Origin of the sequence: Sphaerospermopsis sp. FACHB-1194 (assembly GCF_014696235.1) — a bacterium.
Classification (GTDB): domain Bacteria; phylum Cyanobacteriota; class Cyanobacteriia; order Cyanobacteriales; family Nostocaceae; genus Sphaerospermopsis; species Sphaerospermopsis kisseleviana.
Map to the genome: position 1 here is coordinate 65,982 of NZ_JACJPU010000016.1, position 19,466 is coordinate 85,447.

19 protein-coding genes and 1 pseudogene are annotated in these 19,466 nt (G+C 37.0%); 10 read left to right on the forward strand and 10 right to left on the reverse strand.

Annotated features, from left to right (window positions below; genetic code table 11):
- Positions 1 to 129 precede the first annotated feature (129 nt).
- Both H6F45_RS11690 and H6F45_RS11695 read right to left on the reverse strand, forming a co-directional pair.
- A complete protein-coding gene (locus tag H6F45_RS11690; RefSeq protein ID WP_137667449.1) occupies positions 130 to 1,569 on the reverse strand; it encodes an HlyD family efflux transporter periplasmic adaptor subunit in 1,440 nt (479 codons plus the stop codon).
- A gap of 1,077 nt (positions 1,570 to 2,646) precedes the next feature.
- Positions 2,647 to 3,384, reverse strand: a complete 738-nt coding sequence (locus tag H6F45_RS11695) for a phycocyanobilin:ferredoxin oxidoreductase (protein ID WP_190347255.1) — start codon at positions 3,382 to 3,384, stop codon at positions 2,647 to 2,649.
- 115 nt (positions 3,385 to 3,499) lie between these two features.
- Here H6F45_RS11695 and H6F45_RS11700 point away from each other — a divergent pair, with 115 nt between their 5' ends.
- Positions 3,500 to 3,775 carry a DUF4351 domain-containing protein gene (locus H6F45_RS11700; RefSeq protein ID WP_199301803.1) on the forward strand — a complete coding sequence of 92 codons (276 nt, stop codon included), beginning with the start codon at positions 3,500 to 3,502 and terminating at the stop codon, positions 3,773 to 3,775.
- 96 nt (positions 3,776 to 3,871) lie between these two features.
- Here H6F45_RS11700 and H6F45_RS11705 read toward each other — a convergent pair whose 3' ends face one another.
- The gene (locus H6F45_RS11705; protein ID WP_096567597.1) at positions 3,872 to 4,465 is read right to left on the reverse strand and encodes a nucleoside triphosphate pyrophosphatase; all 594 of its coding nucleotides are present in this window, start codon (positions 4,463 to 4,465) and stop codon (positions 3,872 to 3,874) included.
- 137 nt (positions 4,466 to 4,602) lie between these two features.
- Positions 4,603 to 5,148: a photosystem II reaction center PsbP gene (gene psbP, locus H6F45_RS11710; RefSeq protein ID WP_190347256.1), complete on the reverse strand. Its 546-nt coding sequence runs from the start codon at positions 5,146 to 5,148 to the stop codon at positions 4,603 to 4,605.
- Between the two features lie 392 nt (positions 5,149 to 5,540).
- Between psbP and H6F45_RS11715 the strand changes: the two genes are divergently transcribed.
- The gene (locus H6F45_RS11715; protein WP_190347257.1) at positions 5,541 to 6,833 is read left to right on the forward strand and encodes a tetratricopeptide repeat protein; all 1,293 of its coding nucleotides are present in this window, start codon (positions 5,541 to 5,543) and stop codon (positions 6,831 to 6,833) included.
- A 113-nt stretch (positions 6,834 to 6,946) separates the two neighbouring features.
- Positions 6,947 to 7,525, forward strand: coding sequence for a Uma2 family endonuclease (locus H6F45_RS11720; protein ID WP_190347258.1), 579 nt, complete (start codon positions 6,947 to 6,949; stop codon positions 7,523 to 7,525).
- Here H6F45_RS11720 and H6F45_RS11725 read toward each other — a convergent pair.
- Both H6F45_RS11725 and H6F45_RS11730 read right to left on the reverse strand, forming a co-directional pair.
- Positions 7,522 to 8,250 (reverse strand): Uma2 family endonuclease, encoded by a 729-nt coding sequence (locus H6F45_RS11725; protein ID WP_190347259.1) that lies wholly within the window; start codon positions 8,248 to 8,250, stop codon positions 7,522 to 7,524. The genes H6F45_RS11720 and H6F45_RS11725 overlap by 4 nt on opposite strands.
- 224 nt (positions 8,251 to 8,474) lie before the next feature.
- Positions 8,475 to 9,638 carry a cysteine desulfurase family protein gene (locus tag H6F45_RS11730; RefSeq protein ID WP_190347260.1) on the reverse strand — a complete coding sequence of 388 codons (1,164 nt, stop codon included), beginning with the start codon at positions 9,636 to 9,638 and terminating at the stop codon, positions 8,475 to 8,477.
- On the opposite strand from H6F45_RS11730, the gene H6F45_RS11735 reads away from it, so the two are divergent.
- From H6F45_RS11735 to H6F45_RS11765, 7 genes are all read left to right on the forward strand, one after another.
- Positions 9,633 to 9,851 carry a hypothetical protein gene (locus H6F45_RS11735; RefSeq protein ID WP_096567589.1) on the forward strand — a complete coding sequence of 73 codons (219 nt, stop codon included), beginning with the start codon at positions 9,633 to 9,635 and terminating at the stop codon, positions 9,849 to 9,851. The two genes, H6F45_RS11730 and H6F45_RS11735, sit on opposite strands and share 6 nt — an antisense overlap.
- A gap of 184 nt (positions 9,852 to 10,035) precedes the next feature.
- Positions 10,036 to 11,532: a phospholipase D-like domain-containing protein gene (locus tag H6F45_RS11740; protein ID WP_347237727.1), complete on the forward strand. Its 1,497-nt coding sequence runs from the start codon at positions 10,036 to 10,038 to the stop codon at positions 11,530 to 11,532.
- A gap of 277 nt (positions 11,533 to 11,809) precedes the next feature.
- Entirely contained in the window at positions 11,810 to 12,385 is a 576-nt protein-coding gene (locus H6F45_RS11745) for a GNAT family N-acetyltransferase (protein ID WP_096567587.1), read from the forward strand.
- 139 nt (positions 12,386 to 12,524) lie between these two features.
- Positions 12,525 to 13,730 carry an NAD(P)/FAD-dependent oxidoreductase gene (locus tag H6F45_RS11750; protein ID WP_190347261.1) on the forward strand — a complete coding sequence of 402 codons (1,206 nt, stop codon included), beginning with the start codon at positions 12,525 to 12,527 and terminating at the stop codon, positions 13,728 to 13,730.
- Between the two features lie 118 nt (positions 13,731 to 13,848).
- Entirely contained in the window at positions 13,849 to 14,493 is a 645-nt protein-coding gene (locus H6F45_RS11755) for an HAD family hydrolase (protein ID WP_096567583.1), read from the forward strand.
- Positions 14,494 to 14,755: 262 nt separating this feature from the next.
- Positions 14,756 to 14,914, forward strand: a complete 159-nt coding sequence (locus H6F45_RS11760; protein ID WP_190347262.1) for a hypothetical protein — start codon at positions 14,756 to 14,758, stop codon at positions 14,912 to 14,914.
- An 89-nt stretch (positions 14,915 to 15,003) separates the two neighbouring features.
- A complete protein-coding gene (locus tag H6F45_RS11765; RefSeq protein WP_137668441.1) occupies positions 15,004 to 15,816 on the forward strand; it encodes a carbon-nitrogen hydrolase family protein in 813 nt (270 codons plus the stop codon).
- Positions 15,817 to 16,011: 195 nt separating this feature from the next.
- Here the strand turns inward: H6F45_RS11765 and fba are convergent, their stop codons facing one another.
- The 4 genes and pseudogenes from fba to H6F45_RS11785 form a co-directional block, all read right to left on the reverse strand.
- Positions 16,012 to 17,085, reverse strand: coding sequence for a class II fructose-bisphosphate aldolase (gene fba / locus H6F45_RS11770; protein WP_096567579.1), 1,074 nt, complete (start codon positions 17,083 to 17,085; stop codon positions 16,012 to 16,014).
- A gap of 190 nt (positions 17,086 to 17,275) precedes the next feature.
- Positions 17,276 to 17,428: a hypothetical protein gene (locus tag H6F45_RS11775; protein ID WP_162501917.1), complete on the reverse strand. Its 153-nt coding sequence runs from the start codon at positions 17,426 to 17,428 to the stop codon at positions 17,276 to 17,278.
- A gap of 143 nt (positions 17,429 to 17,571) precedes the next feature.
- Positions 17,572 to 17,679 (reverse strand): annotated as a pseudogene (locus H6F45_RS11780) (ABC transporter permease); the annotation flags it as partial.
- A 42-nt stretch (positions 17,680 to 17,721) separates the two neighbouring features.
- Entirely contained in the window at positions 17,722 to 19,449 is a 1,728-nt protein-coding gene (locus tag H6F45_RS11785; RefSeq protein ID WP_137668442.1) for an ABC transporter ATP-binding protein, read from the reverse strand.
- Positions 19,450 to 19,466: the final 17 nt, after the last annotated feature.

The window sequence follows — 19,466 nt, forward strand, 5'->3', positions numbered from 1 at the left end:
CGACTTGTAGCAACTGGCGTGCAAAGGACACAAAGGTAAGAGAGTTTTAGAGAGTTTTTGGTGTGGCTGTGTTGATTTTTTCTTTTATGGGGATGCTCCCAGTTTTATTACCATCAAGTTAATTTCAAATTACCTGGTTTTGGTGATGTCATCTGTGTTAATTTCCACAATCACTTTAGCGTTAGTTAAACCAGAAACTTGTTGACTATCTGCGGGAGAAAGAGAAATTTTGACTTCTACGACTCTGGCATCAATATCTGCCGCTGGATCTGTATTCAGTACATCTTTTTTACCGATTTTTCGGCCAATTTCTGTGATATTGCCTTTGATTTGCCCGCTAAATGCGCCGTTATCACTGGTGATAGTCGCACTTTGACCAACACGAACTTTACCAATACTATCTTCGGGAATTTCAGCAATGACAAACATTTGATCCGTTTGTCCAATTTCCGCAATGCCATTTGTACTCATGACTTCCCCGGATTTGGTGTGAACTTTTAAAATTTCTCCAGGGGTTGGGGCTTTGACATAACTTAGTTGCAGTTCTGCTTGGGCTTTTCTGACAAAGGCGATCGCATTACTAATTTGAGCTTGTGCCATTTGTACATCAGTAGGACGCACATCTAATAACCTGCTTAATCTCGCTCTTTCCTCGTCAATTTGCCTTTGTAATGTGGACACAGTTTTGTCGCGGGTGGCCGTAGCCTCGATCAGTTGCTGCTGTAAAGTAGCGATAGTTTGGATTTGAGTAGCTCTAGCTTCAGCAATTTGTTGTTGTAGTGTTCCTAGTGCTTGTCTCAAACTAGCTTGAGTTTCCCGCAGTTGCTGAGTAGCGGTGACAGCACTCAAACGTCTTCTATCCCTTTCTTGCTGGGAAATAGCCCCCTGTTGATATAAAAACTCATAGCGTCCGGCATCAACTTGAGCATTGCGCTGTTCAGCTTGTACCCGGTTAATTGTGGCTCTTAAACTATCTCTTTGTCCACTGAGTTCGGCTTCTAGACGTTTAATTGTGGCAGTTTGGGCGATTTTTTCCCCACTTAATTCGGCTGCGATGCGGGCAATAGTCGCTTGTTGGGCTTGTTTTTCTCCTTCTAGCTGTGCTTGTAAACGAGAAATGACCGCTGTTTGAGCTTGAATATCTCTTGGTGAAGCAGCTTTTACTTGGGCTAAATTAGCACGAGATTCTTGTAGTCTGGCTTTTGCTTCTTCGACTGCGGCCATATTGGTGTCGCGGCTGTCTAAAATGGCAATAACTTGACCTTGCTGTACTTTTTGTCCTTCTTTTACCAATAGTTGTTGTACTCGTGAACCTGCTGATAGTCCTGAGTTGGGAGCAGCTATTTTAATTACTTCTCCTCGCGGTTCTAATCTGCCCACAGCACTAATACTACTGGGAGTAGGAGCTATGGATACGGAGGAAGTTAGTTTTTTTAATTGTTCAATTCTGGCTGTACCTAGAACACCAGCGGCGATCGCTACTGGTAAGGCTATAGCAACTTTCAACCAAACTTGAGATTTTTCTAGTGCCGATTCTGTTAACTTTGGCTTTTCAGTCACCCTTGACATGATATGTTGCCCTTTTATCTAATTTGTGATTTGTGAAAGTAAAAAAGCAAATTAGCCTCAGTTGATTTGGTAAAATATAAGTTGTGATTGCACAAAAAATTACAGGAATTCGCACTGTTTAATTCACCACATTCAGCACCCAGATAAGCAAATATTAAGCAAATATTTTTTATTGCTGATGATTTATCCCAGCAATATGGAATAAATGCGCTAATCATAATCACGCAAAAATAAATTAAGAATTGATATTAGAAGTCAGGGATCTGGGTATGAAGAAGTGTTACATACCCCTATATCAAATAGAAAATTCCTAATATCAATGTTTTCTTAACTGAATTGTTAACAACTGAATTGTTAACCTGTGAACCAATTTATTTGTTTACATCTAACAAAACAACAAATATTTTTGGTAATTTCCTGATAATATATGATGCGCTACTTTTATTTCTACCGATTTTAAACTCCCATTTAACTCTAGTTAAATAAATTCTACATTTATTAGTGATGAAAAAACGTAACGAAGCTTACAGATAGGGAGTCTTAAAAATTTTTCAATTACAGCTATTTTCAGGTAAATAAACCACATTTTGATTTAGGTTTCGCGTGAACAATGTAGGGGCGTTCGCGAAGCGTGCTGGAAGCATCAGCATTCGGACAATTAATTATCGGTTTTTATCTAAGACTATCATCCGAATGCTTCGCCCTTACTGTGGTCTAAAGACATGAAAACTGCTGTAAGCATTCATCTGTCAGCAGTCAATGATCCGCAAGAACCTGAAAACAATCAATCATAGTCTGTAAATTGCTCTGATTAACACTGGTGTAATTTAACAAAACTCTGTATCCTTGTTATACTGTTTCTTGATGAGTCTGCGCTAAATTCTCTAACATCTTTCTTTGTGTTCTTTGCGTTCTTTGCGGTTCAATCATATCAAGCGAGGGGTAATTTTCTATTGTTTAGATAAAAATAAACTTAAAATAAACTGACACATTTGGGATGCTCCCTGCTCTTACTGCTATTCGATGATAACTAATAACTGATTACTGATTACTGATTACTGATAGCTGATTACTGACTTATTGTGGTAAATCAAATAATACCGTAGTCATGTAATTTTCTGCCCAATCTTCACCAAAAGCTTTTTCTAGAACTCGTCGGGTTTTATCATTTTGTTGTTGTTTTGTACAATAATTATGTTGTCCGGCAATAATTACAGGTACTTTTTCTGCTGCTACGGGAATAGATGCGATCGCTTGACTACAATGAATATCTAAAAAGTCTTTTACTCTTCCCAAAAATAAGCTTTCTTCTTCTAAAGAACTGGGACGAATAAACAAACAAAAGTCAGAAAAGATATTTCCCCAATCTGGTAAATCACGGGATTGGGAAAAGTTAATAGTTGTTAACTGGCTGAGTTGGGAATTATAACCTTCTGGTAAAATCCGTTCTAAGTTGACAGGAGAAAGGTCAGCGATCGCAGCACTAATTTGACCTCTACCTCCAACTAAATCACAACCAAACATAGGTATATCATATTCTGGACGGGGAAACATCACACAATGCAAAATATCTAACATATTTCCCACTCTTGCTAGTTCCAAGTGCATTTTACGAAAGTGGGTACTTTGATAACAACGATTTTCTATAATTAGTTTTTCCCCTTCTAGTCTACCTTCTACATATCCTAATTCCGCAGGTAAATGATAGGGTGATAAGTCTAGGTATTTATGCCAAGCTGCTTCAATTGTATCAGCTAGTTTACAAATCAAGGGATGTTGTTGTTCACGTAGGGATGGGGTAGAAATGGAAGACATATTTTTTATGTAAACGATGTAATTTATAATTTAGTTTACTATTAGTGAGTACATTGTATTGTACTATTGTATTAAGAATTATAAAAATATAATCAATTACACTATATATAACATTTTGCTGATTTTAATTAACGTTTATTTTCGGGAGGATATTATGCAAGAATCTGTAGTTTATCAAAAAATTGTTAGAGAAGGTTTAGAACAGGGAAGACGCTCGGAAGTGAAGTTAATTATGCGTCAGCTTCAGCGTCATTTAGGAAAAATAGGTACAGAAATTCAAAATCAAATTGCAGATTTATCTTTTACACAGTTAGAAGATTTGGGGGAAGCTTTATTAGATTTTAAAACTGAAGGTGATTTAAGTAATTGGTTAAGTGAAAATTGTGATTAAGGTAAGGAGTCAGGAGTCAGGAGTCAGAATGTTTGATAAATCTCTGGATTTTGGAAGGTAAAGGAATGAGGTAAATTAGGAATAATCATTACTCAACTATTGCCAAAAATCTGTAACTTCATAACCTAATTCTGCTAACATTTGCCGCAGTAATGGTAAACTCAAACCAATTACATTACTATGACAACCTTCGATTTTTTCCACAAATAAACTACCAAAACCTTCTAAAGCAAAAGCACCGGCACATTTAAGGGGTTCACCTGTTTGAACATAAGCTGCAATGGCGCGATCGCTCATTTTTCCAAAATAAACCCTAGTAATTTGACATTTAACAACAGTGCGATTTTGGGTATTATCAATTAAAACATGACCAGTATACAAATCACCAAAATTACCCTGCATTAAATTCCAACGAGCGATCGCCACTTCTGCATTTTCTGGTTTACCATAAATCTGTCCATCAATGGCTAAAACCGAATCACAACCCATCACTAACCCAGAGGGAAACTCAGGTGCAATAGTTTCAGCTTTACACTTAGCTAAAATTTCTACTAATGCTTTTGGTTCACTAATTTGAATTTGCGACTCATCAAAATCACTAGCTTTAACAATAGGTTCAATACCCACAGTTTGCAACAAACGACGACGTGCAGGAGAAGCAGAAGCAAGTATAAAATCAGGAATATTCATAAGTAATTGGTAATTGGTAATTGGTAATTGGTAATTGGGTATTAGATTTTAAATTTTGGACTTTGGATTTTACTTACTTCATTTCCATCTAAAATCTAAAATTTAAAATCTAAAATTGATCATCCCAATCAGCTAAATTAATAAACCGTAAAAGAACTGACAACTTCATCAATCATGCGTTGCAGTTTTTTCCAACGTCTTTCAGGTACAGAAGCGTTAAAAGTAAACAACTTACCACGACTCACAGCAACACTAGCTATATTGTGGCGTTTTTCACGGTTAGGAAGTTGAACTTCATACTCTAGAAAATAGTATGTTTTACCATCAGTTTCTTTTTGAGCAACATTAACTAATTCTGCGGAACGTCCAGAACCTTCAGGAGCAAGAGCAGCTTTTCCTAATTTATATCCTACCTCGGTGGGTGTTCCCAATTCAGTTAAACTTTTACCTTCAGGAACAGGACTAATCACCACAGAGACATTTTCTGATACTTCGATTAAATCATGAAATACCACATCAGGACCGTCGGTAACTTTAACTTGCAACCAACCATTAGGATATAAAAACTGATAACCATCAGCAGTATCTACAAAGCTTTTGAGTCCAGCCGCAGCAGCAACATCAGGGTTACTGAAACTGATACTGAACACTAAAACCAAGATTAACGCAATTCGTTTCCACATTGATAAAAATTCCTTTCGGTGGGAAGCAATACAAGACAAGGATGATTGCAAGTCTTTATTTTCTCATTAATTGGTACGTTCAGCTAAGGACGATTTTACCGCTTCACCGGATTGAACTGCACGCTTCTAGGGTTTTAGGTAGTTCAGCCATATTGAAAAATTTGATACACTGTGTAAAATACCCGCCTGAGAATGAATTATCAGGCTAATAGCAAAAGTCCTATTTAGACGACTATAAAAAGCTTTTAGTCTATTTTAGTAGACTTGAACTATTAGTGCTGAATTTCATTTCTGGGCAGGTTAGCTAATTTGTGATTTAAATTGGTGATTTTTGCAGATTTTGGGGGAATATTAATATATATTCCTTGTCAGATAAAGGGGAATTTTTACAGATGGACTGGATAACAATATTCAAAGCACAACAGACTGATTTTATAGCCAGAATTAAATCAGGTGACTTACTCCATTGTGAGAAGGAAGGCCAGCATAGTGAGTTGACGGTTATCTCTGGAGAAAGGTTAAAGCAATTACGGGATTTTTGCTGGGATATGGCGGAAAAATATAGACGAACTTCAACACCTATTCGTGATGTTTTTGTCAATAATTTAAAAGGAAAGTTGGGTGAGGAAGTTGTTAAGAGTCGTTTAGGTGATTTTGTCACTGAAGTTGATTATGAAAAATACAGTGGTGGAGATGGAAAGGTTGATTTTACTTTAACTTCTGATTCATCAATTGGTATTCAGGTTAAAGCCCGTAATGGTAATTTGGATACAATTAAATGGTCAATAAGCCAAGAAGAAATTGACAAAAATGCTGTTTTAGTTTGTATTTTAATTCAAGAGGAAGTGAGCGAAGCTCAATCTGAATATAACCTAATTCTGGCAGGATTTTTACCAACTAATATAATTAAATCACGTCGTTTTAAAGCTTTCGTAGGAATAGAGGAATTATTCTATCCGGGAGCTTTGCGTGGCTATTTACAGAGTTTCATATCTTTTGATGCTGATGAATATATCAAATTGGGTGATGAGTGCCGTGAGAAGGAAGATTATGAAGAAGCTGTTTCCTATTATAATCAAGCTTTACAAATACAAGTGAATAATGAACTTGCTTATTTAAATAGGGGTCTGGCTCGATATGAATTAGGAGACAAACAAGGAGCAATTGATGATTTTACTCAAGCGATTAATATTGACCCCAATTATAACTATGCTTACTGTTGTCGGGGTGATGTTCGTTCAGAATTAGGAGATAAACAGGGTGCAATTGATGATTTTACTCAAGCTATAAATATTAACCCAAATTATGCCAGAGCTTACTGTTATAGAGGCAATATTCGCTCAGAATTAGGAGATAAACATGGTGCAATTGATGATTTTACTCAAGCGATTAACATTGATGCCGATTATGCAAATGCTTACTTTTTTCGGGGTAATGTTCGCTCAGAATTAGGAGATAAACAGGGTGCAATTGATGATTACACTCAAGCGATTAACATTGATGCCGATTATGCAGATGCTTACTATAATCGCGGGAATGCTTGCTTTAATTTGGGAGACAAGCAGGGTGCAATTAATGATTATAAAAAAGCAGCCGAGATATATATACAAAAAGGTAATGAAACCTATTATCAAGCTGTTATGGAGCAAATAGAAATATTACAACGTGAGTTCGGGATAAGCTGAAAACCTTAATATTTAGTAGTCTGAAAAGCCTATTCTCCCGTTGAGTAACTTCAAAAATACTCTTAACCCGAACTGAAGTTATAATAGAGAATAAATATTTACCTCAATTAACTATGCAAACCACAGAATCACCCTTACAATTGCGACTGTGGACTGTTGATGAATACCACAGAATGGCTGAAGCAGGAATATTTGAACCAAGTGAACGAGTAGAATTATTAGAAGGGAAAATAATTTGGATGGTTGCTAAAGGAACAGCCCACCGTTCAGCAGTGGGAAGAACAAATAAATTACTACAAAATCTTTTAGAAAATCAGGCTTGGATAGCTATTCAAGACCCTGTAAAATTAAATGAAAGGTCTGAACCTGAACCAGATGTTGCTGTAGTCAAAATAGATCCTTTAGACTATGCAGATCATCATCCTACACCAGATGAAATTTATTTTATCATTGAAGTTGCAGATAATAGTTTAAAACTAGATACAGAAATCAAAGCTAAAGCTTATTCTCAAGCAGGAATTAAAGATTATTGGGTATTGGATGTAGTCAAACGCGAATTAATTGTATTTAGAAATCCAACAATAGACGGTTATCAAAATCAAGAAATTTTCACAGAACATCAAAAAATATCACCTCTAGATTTTCCTAATTTAGAACTTGTGATAGCGGAAATGCTACCAGTTGTCTATTAAATATCAGGTTCTACACCTAACGCCCTTAACTGTTCTATCAATCTTTCCTTTTGTTTTCTTTCCTGTTCCGTAGGAGTCAAAACCCAATTAACAGAAACATCATACCACCTTAACCAAGGTTGTTGAATATTATTATATATTCCCTCCCAAACACCCAAACCTAACTCTATTTCGGGTATCCAAAACCGATAATTTAATGATGATAAATCTATTTCTGCATAACGACCACCATCTAATTTAAACATTCTAAATGTATAGGTATAACGGTCAAAAATCGCATAATAAGGAATCCTTAAAATCTGTTCATAAACTTCCCATTTTGTCGGCGGTTTTTCCACATCCCGCAAAGTCTGTCCTAAATCTTCCTTTTCTGTTCCTGGTGAAAGTAATTCAACTATTACAAAAGGAGTAATTCCCTCTTGCCAAATTACATAACTCAAACGTAAATCACCATTTTTATAAAGGGGAGAAACACCCACAGATACAAACCAATCTGGTCTTTTATACCATGTGGGATGATTGGGATCATAATATAAATTCATATCACTAGCGGTAAATATTTTGTCGCTAGGATAAACAGGAGATTTAAAAGTTTCGTCTAATAAACGAGGTTGTAATAAATGAAATTGATCTGGCAAACCTTTTTCCTCTGGATCTTCACTTTTAAGATCATACATCGTTGGTAATACTTCTTGAGGAGAACGTGGTGGATCTGTTTGATACATAATTGGTAATTGGTAATTAGTAATTAGTAATTGGTAATTTACTCGTTCCCATACTCTGTATGGGAATGAATTATTAAAGGCTCTGCCTTTTGTAATAAAATTTAAGTCAGAGACTCTATGATAGCATTCCCAGTCTCTGACTGGGAACGAGAGAAGGAGTGAGACAAAAATCCTGTAAATCCTTTAATCCTGGACATTCTGATTCTGACAAAAAATTCTCACAATCAACTCCTGACTACTTCCACATTTACCAACCTCTGCAAAACCTGTTTCAAAACCATCGCAGTCCAATCAATATCCGCTTCCGTTGTCTGTTTTCCTAAGGTGAACCTAATTCCTCCTAAAGCGGCTTTTTGGGAATATCCCATTGCTAATAAAATCGGACTAGGATTTAATTTACCACTATTACAAGCAGCACCCGCACTAATACCAATTCCCGCTAAATTTAACTGACGAACTAAAGTTTTACCACTGATTTTTTCACCATCTGCATATTCTAAACAAAAACTCAGATGATGGGGTAAACGATTAATCATATCACCAGTAGGAATTAAACCGGGGACATTTTCTAACAAAGAAAAGAGGCGATCGCGCAATTTTATTAATCTTATTTTTTCCCCTTCTAACTCCTTTCCAGCTAACTCCGCAGCAACCCCAAAACCAGCAATAGCGGGAGTTGCTTGTGTACCAGAACGCAATTTTTTTTCCTGGCCACCACCACCCAACAAAGGTATTAACTCCACCCCTGGACGCACATATAAAGCACCCGCACCCAAAGGACCATATAATTTATGACTAGAAATACTCAATAAATCAACAGGTAAATTATTCACATCTATCGCTAAACGTCCAGCAATTTGTACTGCATCTGTATGAAATAAAGCATCATGTAATTTAGCAATTTTTCCCAATTCTACTATAGGTTGAACCGTCCCCACTTCGCTTTGTCCATAAATCATAGATACTAAAACTGTATTATGTCGTAAAGCTGCTTTTAAATCTTCAGGATTAACTCTACCTTGTGCATCTACACCCAACCGGGTGACATCCCAACCCCAACTTTCTAACATTCCCACTGGTTCAGAAATAGCCGAATGTTCCACACTAGAAATAATAATATGTTGCGGTACAGCATAACATCGAGCTACACCCATAATCGCTAAATTATCTGCTTCCGTTCCCCCAGAAGTAAAAATAATTGATTCAGGAACAGCATTGATTAAACCTGCAACTTGCATCCGCGCAGTTTCTAAAATTAAAGCTGCACGGTTGCCCCATTCATGTAAACTAGAAGGATTACCCCACTGTTGAGTTAAAACTGATTGCATAACAGCGATCGCCTCAGGACGAGGGGGAGTAGTAGCACTGTAATCTAGATAAATTTGCATAAAATCAATAATTTTGATAATTTAACATCTATTATGGGCAATAATAAATTATTAGGAGTCAGGAGTCAGGAGTCAGAACTTTTTGCTTTCTTAGAGGATATTTTAAAAGTTGTATCTCGTATTTTTATCACATTTTTACCCCCCTTAATCTCCCCTTATCAAGGGAGGAAACAAGAAAATCCAGTTCCCTCCCCTTACCAAGGGGAGGGTTAGGGAGGGGTATAAAATATTTGATACATCAATCATGACTTTTCAAACACCCTCTTAGCACTCACAAAAAATACCTATCTCACCTCTTTACTTCCTGTCCTTCCCTTCTTCATTGTTCGTTCTTCCATGAATTGTACATAACTTCTAACTTCCTTAATTATCCCTTATTTATTTGTATCAGATTATCATGTCCATTTTTCCCCATCTTAAGTTTTTATCTTATATATTTTTCTTTTTGTTTACTCTCACCAGTTGTCAAAAAGTCAACTCTTCAAATCAATCTTCAAATCAAAGGTTAGCACCACTACTCCAAGATCAATTAATTCAAGTTTACTTCAATCATTCCCAAGCGTCAGAATATCAAGAAACCTACCGACAACAAACCCGGTTAGGAGATGATTTAGAAAAACAGATTCTTGATCTTATTTCCCAAGCCCAATTTACCATAGATATAGCAGTCCAAGAATTACGTTTACCAAAAATTGCCCAAGCATTAGCAGAAAAACAAAAATCTGGCGTTAAAGTTCGGTTAATTTTAGAAAACAACTATTCTCGTCCTTGGAGTAGTTTAACTGATGTAGAAGTTAAAAAGTTAGAAGGAAGAGAAAAAGCAAGATACAAAGAATTTAGAAAATTTGTTGATATTAATCAAGATAATGAAATCACACTAGAGGAAATCAATCAACGTGATGCTTTAGTCATTATCAAAAATAGTAAAATTCCCTGGATAGATGACACAGCAGATGGTTCTGCTGGTAGTGGTTTGATGCACCATAAATTTATCATTGTTGATAATCGTTTTGTGATAATTACTTCTGCTAATTTTACTTTCAGTGACACTTCAGGAGATATTAGCAATTCTAGCAGTTTAGGTAATGCAAATAACTTATTGAAAATTGATAGTCAAGACTTAGCTAATTTATTTACCGAAGAATTTAATATCCTCTGGGGTGATGGACCAGGAGGAAACCCAGATAGTAAATTTGGTGTTAACAAACCTATACGTAAACCCCAAACAATTACTTTAGTCAACAATCTAATTACCGTCAACTTTTCCCCTGTTTCTCCCACTCAACCTTGGAATAATTCTAGTAATGGTTTAATTTCCCAAACCTTAGATAAATCAAGTAAAAATATAGATATGGCATTGTTTGTATTTTCCGATCAAAGAATTGCCAATATTTTGGAAAATCGCCATAATCAAAATGTAAAAATTCGCGCTTTACTTGACTCACAATTTGCCTATCGTTCCTACAGTGAAGCTTTAGATATGATGGGTTTAGCTGTAATTGAAAACTGTAAATATGAAGTTGATAACCGTCCTTGGCAAAATCCTATTACTAGCGTTGGAATACCCACATTAGCAACAGGTGATTCTTTGCATCATAAATTTGGGATTATTGATAACACAACAGTAATTACAGGTTCTCATAATTGGTCAGAAGCAGGAAATCATAATAACGACGAAACTTTGTTAATTATTGAAAGTCCTACAGTATCTGCACATTTTCAGCGTGAATTTAACCGTCTTTATTCTACCATAGAAACAGGATTGCCGTCAACAATTCAGGCAAAAAATGATGCTGAAATTAAACAATGTCCGCAAATAAAAACTCAATCATCTATTCCTGATTTTACCAATCAAAAAATTAATCTCAACACAGCAATACAAGCAGAATCATAAACCATTAATAGATCATTAATGGTGTAGGTGACAAGTTAGCAAGCAAAAATTGACATCTTTATAAAACTTATAATAAATACCGGGTATTAGTGCTAAAATTTGATAATAATGGTAATATAATGTAAGTTAGTAGGAATATTAAGTAAATCAAGTTTCAAAAACTTGTAATCATTGAGTATTAGTCAGGTAATTAAAGTATTAAAAATGGTTGTATAGTCCGTATATTACCTACTATTAACATGAAGAAAAACCAAGAGAATTTATATAAATATAACCTATGCTAATTATCAAAGACGAAATAAAAATTCGTCCCATGCAAAATCATAAACATGACTATTTATTAATGGAAAAATGGCGCACAGATGAAAAAGTATTACAATTCTATGGGGGAAGAGATCAACCTTATGATTTAGAGAAGGCAATCAAAACCTATAAGCCCAGAATATTAGGAAAAGAATCACTTATTCCCAGGATTTTCTCATATCAAAATATAGACATTGGTTATTTACAATATTATGAACTGAATAAACTACCAGAACATATTAGCAAAATGTATTCTTTACAAGATACAAATAATGTCTATGGCATTGACTTATTTATCGGTGAAACTCAATATTGGAATCAGGGAATTGGGACAAAAGTGTTATCTTTAGCGATAGAATATCTATTTAACACCCTGCAAGCGTTAAAAATAGTAATTGATCCTAATGTAAAAAATCACCGTGCTATTCGCTGCTATGAAAAATGTGGGTTTGTGAAAATTAAGCTGTTACCATGTCATGATCTACACGAAGGTAAATATCAGGATTGTTGGCTAATGGCAAGAGAACGTAATATAGCAGGTGACAGGTGACAGTGTGAAAAGTCTTTTACCTTATGGCTTTTGATATAAATTGCGTATCTGATTCAAGTCTATATCACAATAAATCATTACACTAAGAATAACACTAAAAATAAATCAACCTGCTAGAATTTAGCCTCTGAGCAAAACCATGACACAAACAACTACAAAAACAACTACAAAAATCTGTATACTAGGTGGAGGCTTTGGAGGTCTCTACACCGCCTTACGGTTAAGCCAGTTACCCTGGGAAAATACACCCAAACCTGAGATAATCTTAGTAGATCAGAGCGATCGCTTTCTATTCTCTCCCCTACTTTACGAACTCCTCACTGGCGAACTACAAACCTGGGAAATAGCCCCACCATACCAAGAACTGCTACAAGGGACAGGAGTACGTTTTCATCAAGCCACAATCTCAGAAATCGACACCGACAAACAACAGGTACAATTGCAAGATGGGCAAAAAATCCACTACGATCGCCTAGTATTAGCATTAGGTGGCGAAACACCCCTAGATTTAGTACCCGGTGCAGTCAACCATGCTTACCCCTTCCGTACCATCACGGATGCTTATCACCTAGAAGAACGCCTGAGAATTTTAGAAGCATCAAATCCTGAAAAAATTCGTGTTGCCATAGTTGGCGGTGGTTACAGTGGCGTAGAATTAGTTTGTAAACTAGCAGATAGACTAGGAGAAAAAGGCAGATTTCGCCTGATTGAAATCAGTGATCAAATTTTAAGAAATTCCCCAGAATTTAACCGCGAAGCCGCAAAACAAGCCTTAGATGCTAGAGGCGTGTTTATAGATTTAGAAACCAAAGTATTATCAATAGGAGAAAATACCATTTCCCTGGAGTATAAAAATCAAGTAGATGAAATTCCTGTAGATTTGGTAATTTGGACAATCGGTACAAGAGTTTCCCCAGTGGTAAAAAATCTACCCCTCAAGCAAAACCAACGCGGACAAATCACCACTACAACCACATTACAAGTCTTAGAACATCCCGAAATTTTCGCTTTAGGAGACTTAGCAGACTGTAAAGATGCAGAAGAAAAACAAGTACCCGCAACCGCCCAAGTAGCATTTCAACAAGCAGATTATACAGCATGGAACATTTGGGCATCTTTAACAAATCGTCCTTTACTTCCCTTCCGCTATCAACAACTAGGGGAAATGATGGCTTTGGGAATAGATAACGCCACCCTCACAGGTTTAGGTGTTAAACTCGATGGTTCTTTAGCATACATCGCCCGTCGGTTAGCTTATTTATACAGATTACCAACCTTAGAACATCAGTTAAAAGTCGGGTTTAATTGGTTAGTTAGTCCGATCATTAAAACACTTTCTCAGTAAAATAGGTAATCGGTAATTGGTAATTGGTAATTGCTGATTGGTAAGAATAAACTCTTCCCTTTTGCCTCTTGCCTTTTGCCTCTTGCCTTCTTACTGTCACCTGTCACCTGATCTCCTTATGAAAAAACCAAAAGTTATTTTTTTAGATGCTGTAGGTACACTATTTGGTGTTAAAGGTAGTGTAGGGGCAATTTATAGTCAAATAGCCCAGGAATTTGCCGTTACAGTTGCCCCAGAAATTTTAAATAAAGAATTTTTTAAAAGCTTTAAAGCAGCACCACCACCGATATTTCTTGATCCAGATATTAAAGATATTCCCCAACGAGAATTTGACTGGTGGCGGATCATCGCCCTCAATACCTTTGAAGGTGCAGGGGTACTCAGGGAATTTTCTGATTTTTCAGCTTTTTTTAGCGAACTTTATATACATTTTGGTACTGCTGAACCTTGGTTTGTTTATCCAGATGTTCCTTTAGCTTTAGTGAACTGGCGACGGTTGGGAGTTGAGTTGGGTGTTTTATCTAACTTTGATTCTCGGTTATACTCAGTATTACAAAGCTTAGGACTCAGAGACTATTTTAAATCTATTACCATTTCTACCCAAGTACGTACAGCTAAACCAGATCCGGAAATTTTTAACATAGCTTTGCAAAGTCATAACTGTTCACCAGAAGAAGCATGGCATATTGGCGACAGCATTACAGATGACTATCATGGCGCAAGAAAGGCTGGTTTAAGGGGTATTTGGATTAACCGCCAGTAAAATTATTAAATAACTCACCAAATTTTGGTGATGAATTGTTTGGTTATATCCGCTGGGATAAAAATACTAACTGGGAAGATGTGGACGGACTAGAAGCAGCTAAAAATCTGCCACCGACTTTAAAACAGCACTTAAAAATGGGTTAAACCTGAAAATAGCTGTAAATAGTTTCCTATAATCAACAGGAATATTAAGATAAGACGCTAGGGATATTCTGTATAGACCGATATATACCAGGAGTCAGGAGTCGTAGGGGCGAAGCTTGAAGGCGACCAATGATCAATTTTATGAAAAGGCTATTTTTCTGCAAGGGCGAAGCATTCGGGCGACCAATGATCAATTTTATGAAAAGGCTATTTTCCGAATGCTTCGCCCCTACTTCGCCCGTACAGGAGTCAGGAGTAAAACCCTATTAGAGTGAGAGTTTCATGATTCATTGATGTCCTAACTACTCTGTCTACGGCTATATTTGAGAGTCTATCCCGTCATCCACTGTTTGTTGTTGAATCTATGAAGTCTTATTTAGCCGCCGCTATTCAAATGACCAGTGTGCCTGATCTAGAGAAAAATTTGGCACAAGCAGAAGAATTTATTGATCTGGCCGTGCGCCAGGGTGCTGAGTTAGTGGGTTTGCCAGAAAATTTCTCTTTTATGGGAGAGGAAAAAGATAAACTTGCCCAAGGAGATGCGATCGCCCAAACAACAGAGACATTTCTCAAAAAAATGGCGCAACGCTTTCAAGTTACTATCCTGGGCGGCGGCTTTCCTGTACCTGTAAATAGCACAGGTAAAGTTTACAATACGGCTTTACTTATTGATCCTAATGGTCAAGAACTTGCTCGCTACCACAAGGCACATTTATTTGATGTCAATGTCCCTGATGGTAACACCTATCAAGAATCTAGCACCGTTATGGCTGGTAAGGAATTACCCCCAATCTATTTTTCGGAAAACTTGGGTAATATTGGACTTTCTATTTGTTATGATGTCCGCTTTCCAGAATTATATCGGCATTTAGCAGATAAGGAAGTCCATGTTGTGTTTGTTCCTGCGGCTTTCACGGCTTTTACAGGGAAAGACCACTGGCAAGTATTATTACAAGCTAGGGCAATTGAAAATACTTGTTATGTCATTGCACCGGCTCAAACTGGTACTAACTATGCTCGTCGTCAAACCCACGGACACGCCATGATTATTGATCCTTGGGGTGTAATTTTAGCTGATGCGGGGGATAAACCAGGAGTGGCGATCGCTGAAATTAAACCTTCTCGTTTGGAACAGGTGCGCCGTCAAATGCCATCTTTACAGCATCGAGTCTTTTAGCAAATTAGATCCCCTACTTCTTGAAGAAATTGGGGATCTAGCTACAAATATCAATGATCAAAATTGAGTTTTCATACCTTCGGTGTAAATATTATCTAGGGTTTGCTGAAAAAAAAACCGGGAACCACAAACGCCCCCGGTTTATTTATCTATAGGTATAGCAAGGCTACACCCTATTTTATTTTTGAGAAAAAATTAAACTTTAGCAGCAGCTTTCATTACTAATTCGCCTTTAGCGTATTTAGCAGCAAACTCTTCTAAAGAAACTTGTTTGATCTTGCTTGCATTACCAGCAGTTCCAAACTGTTGATAACGGTCAGCACAAACTTTTTGCATATACTTAATCGAAGGCTTCAAGAAATGACGAGGATCAAATTCCTTGGGACCTTTAGCCAAAGCTTCACGTACAGCCGCAGTGATAGCCAAACGGTTATCAGTGTCAATATTTACCTTACGCACACCACTCTTGATACCTTTTTGGATTTCTTCAACAGGTACACCGTAGGTTTCAGGAATAGCACCACCAAACTCGTTGATCAATGCAATTAAATCTTCGGGTACAGAAGAAGAACCGTGCATTACCAAGTGGGTGTTAGGTAAGCGGCGGTGAATTTCTTCAATGCGGCTGATCGCTAAAATTTCGCCAGTGGGTTTACGGGTAAATTTATAAGCACCGTGGCTAGTGCCAATAGCAACAGCCAAAGCATCTACTTGGGTAGCTTCTACAAACTCAACAGCTTGATCAGGATCGGTTAACAATTGAGAATGATCCAGAGTACCTTCAAAACCGTGGCCATCTTCAGCTTCACCAGCACCGGTTTCTAAAGAACCTAAACAACCTAACTCACCTTCAACGCTCACACCCAAAGAGTGAGCAACATTGACAACTTCTTTGGTGACAGCAACGTTATATTCAAAGCTGGCAGGAGTTTTAGCATCAGCTTCCAAAGAACCATCCATCATCACGCTGGTGAAGTTGTTCTTGATAGCTGAATAGCAGGTAGAAGGAGCATTACCATGATCTTGGTGCATGACAATGGGAATATGAGGATAGGTTTCTACCGCTGCCAAAATCAGGTGGCGCAGAAAGTTTTCACCAGCGTAGTTACGAGCGCCGCGAGAAGCTTGTAAAATTACAGGGCTATCTGTTTCATCGGCAGCTTTCATGATTGCTTGAATCTGCTCTAAGTTGTTAACGTTAAAAGCAGGGATACCGTAACCGTTTTCAGCAGCATGATCCAAAAGTAGCCGCATAGGTACAAGCGCCATAGATAGTCCTCCTAATGTGTTTGTCAGCTAATCAGTTTTAGACAGGCGTAATGTTTACGCTAATCTTAAGAGTTTTTTCAACTTATAGGAAATTATATCTAGTATGGGGTGTTTATGTTGAAAAAGTTTGCGGTCTTACTCTATCAAGGTAATCTATAGTTTCCATGTACTGTTGTCATATTAGCTACTGTCAACAGTGTTGGTTTGGTAGGCTAGGTGACTGGTGACTAGTGACTGGGAATAATGGATCTGTTGTTTGCTTCCTAACTCGCCACTTTTGACTTTTGACTTTTGACTTCCCCAAGGGCGCTCCTGTTTCCTTGCTGACTACAGCAGTTTTCATGTCTTTAGACCACAGTCAGGGCGAAGCATTCGGATGATAGTCTTAGGTAAAAACCGATAATTAATTGTCCGAATGCTGATGCTTCCAGCACGCTTCGCGAACGCCCCTACATTTTTGAAGCGAAACCTAAATCAAAATGTGGTTTATTTACCTGAAAATAGCTGTAATGCCAAAATTACGATCGCATAAGGTAACATCAACAAAAATTGATAGGGAATATTTGCACCCAAGGCTTGTATTCTCATGGATATCAAGCTTTGGATCGGGTTCAATCTAGCGCAAATCAAGTAAACTTAACTAAATTGTTGTGCATAAAACCGCGCATATCTTCCTTCTAATGCTAACAATTCTTCATGATTTCCTGATTCGACAATTTGCCCTTTTTCTAAGACTAATATGCGATCGCATTTTCTCACTGTTGATAATCTATGGGCAATAATTAACACCGTGCGATTTTCCATTAATCTTTCTAAAGCCTCCTGTACTAAGGCTTCTGACTCGGAATCTAAGGCTGATGTTGCTTCATCCAGTATCAAAATTTGCGGATTTAAGAGTACAGCACGGGCGATCGCTATTCTCTGTCTTTGTCCTCCTGATAAGTTTACACCTCTCTCACCTACCCAAGTTTGATAACCTGCGGGTAATTGCATAATAAATTGATGAGCGTTAGCGATTTTTGCAGCTTCTTCGACTGCTGTCATCTCAAAGTTTTCTTGTCCAAAAGCAATATTTTGAGCGATAGTTCCTGAAAACATAATTGTTTCTTGGGGAACAATACCAATTTGTTTTCTTAAACTATTTAATGTTACATCTTTAATATTAACATCATCTATAAAAATATCCCCAGATTCAGGATCATAAAACCTTGGTAATAAATTCACAAATGTAGTTTTTCCCGCACCAGAAGCACCGACAAGTGCAATAGCTTCTCCTGGATTTACTAATAAGCTAATATTATTTAATACCAGTTCACCAGGTTTATAAGAAAAACTTACATCACGATATTCAACTTTACCATTCACATCAGGAAGGGTAATAGAAATTGGGTTTTCTAATACCGTCGGTTGAATAGCTAATAACTCAAAAACCCGATCAACAGAAGCCTCACCTTGTTTAAATTCATTATAATTATTGGTAGTATGACCGATAGGATCAATTAGCAAAGCTGCTGCTGCTAAATAACTGAAAAATTCACCTACCGTTAAATTATTTTGGGAAATTTGCCAAGCTCCCACCATCAACAAAGATAAAGCACTGACAGCTTCTAAAAAACCGACAATGGGAATTTGTATTGCTTTTAATCTTTCGGCGGAATATTTAGCTTTTAAAGTTCTTTCTGCTTCATGACTAAATCTATTAATTTCGTAAGTTTCTGCTGCAAAAGCTTGAATTAAACGAATCCCACTAAAAACTTCTGTTAAAATAGCTGATAAATCAGAAATTCGGTTTTGACTTTTGAGCGAAAATTTGCGTAAACGTTCCCCAAACCAACCAATTAAAATTCCCATAATTGGCGCTACAATTACCGTAGCTAGGGTAAGTTGCCAATTTAAATAAATCATGTAAATGGGAATAGCAATTAGTTGTAAAACACAGGGAATCAAATCATGAAACACCTTATTTACAACTTCCCCAACTCGGTCTACATCTTCTGTTAACCTATAAGATAAATCTCCAGCTTTTGCAGTTTCAAAATAACTGAGATTGAGTTTTTGTAAGTGGGTATAAACCTGTTGACGGAGATAAAAAGCAACCCTTAAAGCTGCCTTAGCCATATATAAATCTTGTACAGATTGAAAAAACCCCCGCACAAGAAATACTAAAGCACAAAATCCCGTTAATTGAGCGATCGCCACTACATTACCCTGTCCAAAGGGAACTGCTAATTTACCTGCAAGATTAATTAGCGTTAACGTAGCTAAAACATAGCCTATAATACCCACAAATCCCTTAGAAATAGTTTCCCATTGTTTGCGGATATAGGGTAAAAGTAACCAATAATTAGAACGATTTTTAGTCATTAGTCATTAGTCATTAG

Bases quoted from the DNA above. Each gene is read 5' to 3' on its own strand.
- H6F45_RS11690 (WP_137667449.1), bottom strand. From the start codon at position 1,569: ATGTCAAGGGTGACTGAAAAGCCAAAGTTAACAGAATCGGCACTAGAA.
- H6F45_RS11695 (WP_190347255.1), bottom strand. From the start codon at position 3,384: ATGTCTTCCATTTCTACCCCATCCCTACGTGAACAACAACATCCCTTG.
- H6F45_RS11705 (WP_096567597.1), bottom strand. From the start codon at position 4,465: ATGAATATTCCTGATTTTATACTTGCTTCTGCTTCTCCTGCACGTCGT.
- psbP (WP_190347256.1), bottom strand. From the start codon at position 5,148: ATGTGGAAACGAATTGCGTTAATCTTGGTTTTAGTGTTCAGTATCAGT.
- H6F45_RS11715 (WP_190347257.1), top strand. From the start codon at position 5,541: ATGGACTGGATAACAATATTCAAAGCACAACAGACTGATTTTATAGCC.
- H6F45_RS11720 (WP_190347258.1), top strand. From the start codon at position 6,947: ATGCAAACCACAGAATCACCCTTACAATTGCGACTGTGGACTGTTGAT.
- H6F45_RS11725 (WP_190347259.1), bottom strand. From the start codon at position 8,250: ATGTATCAAACAGATCCACCACGTTCTCCTCAAGAAGTATTACCAACG.
- H6F45_RS11730 (WP_190347260.1), bottom strand. From the start codon at position 9,638: ATGCAAATTTATCTAGATTACAGTGCTACTACTCCCCCTCGTCCTGAG.
- H6F45_RS11740 (WP_347237727.1), top strand. From the start codon at position 10,036: ATGTCCATTTTTCCCCATCTTAAGTTTTTATCTTATATATTTTTCTTT.
- H6F45_RS11745 (WP_096567587.1), top strand. From the start codon at position 11,810: ATGCTAATTATCAAAGACGAAATAAAAATTCGTCCCATGCAAAATCAT.
- H6F45_RS11750 (WP_190347261.1), top strand. From the start codon at position 12,525: ATGACACAAACAACTACAAAAACAACTACAAAAATCTGTATACTAGGT.
- H6F45_RS11755 (WP_096567583.1), top strand. From the start codon at position 13,849: ATGAAAAAACCAAAAGTTATTTTTTTAGATGCTGTAGGTACACTATTT.
- H6F45_RS11765 (WP_137668441.1), top strand. From the start codon at position 15,004: ATGAAGTCTTATTTAGCCGCCGCTATTCAAATGACCAGTGTGCCTGAT.
- fba (WP_096567579.1), bottom strand. From the start codon at position 17,085: ATGGCGCTTGTACCTATGCGGCTACTTTTGGATCATGCTGCTGAAAAC.
- H6F45_RS11775 (WP_162501917.1), bottom strand. From the start codon at position 17,428: ATGAAAACTGCTGTAGTCAGCAAGGAAACAGGAGCGCCCTTGGGGAAG.
- H6F45_RS11785 (WP_137668442.1), bottom strand. From the start codon at position 19,449: ATGACTAAAAATCGTTCTAATTATTGGTTACTTTTACCCTATATCCGC.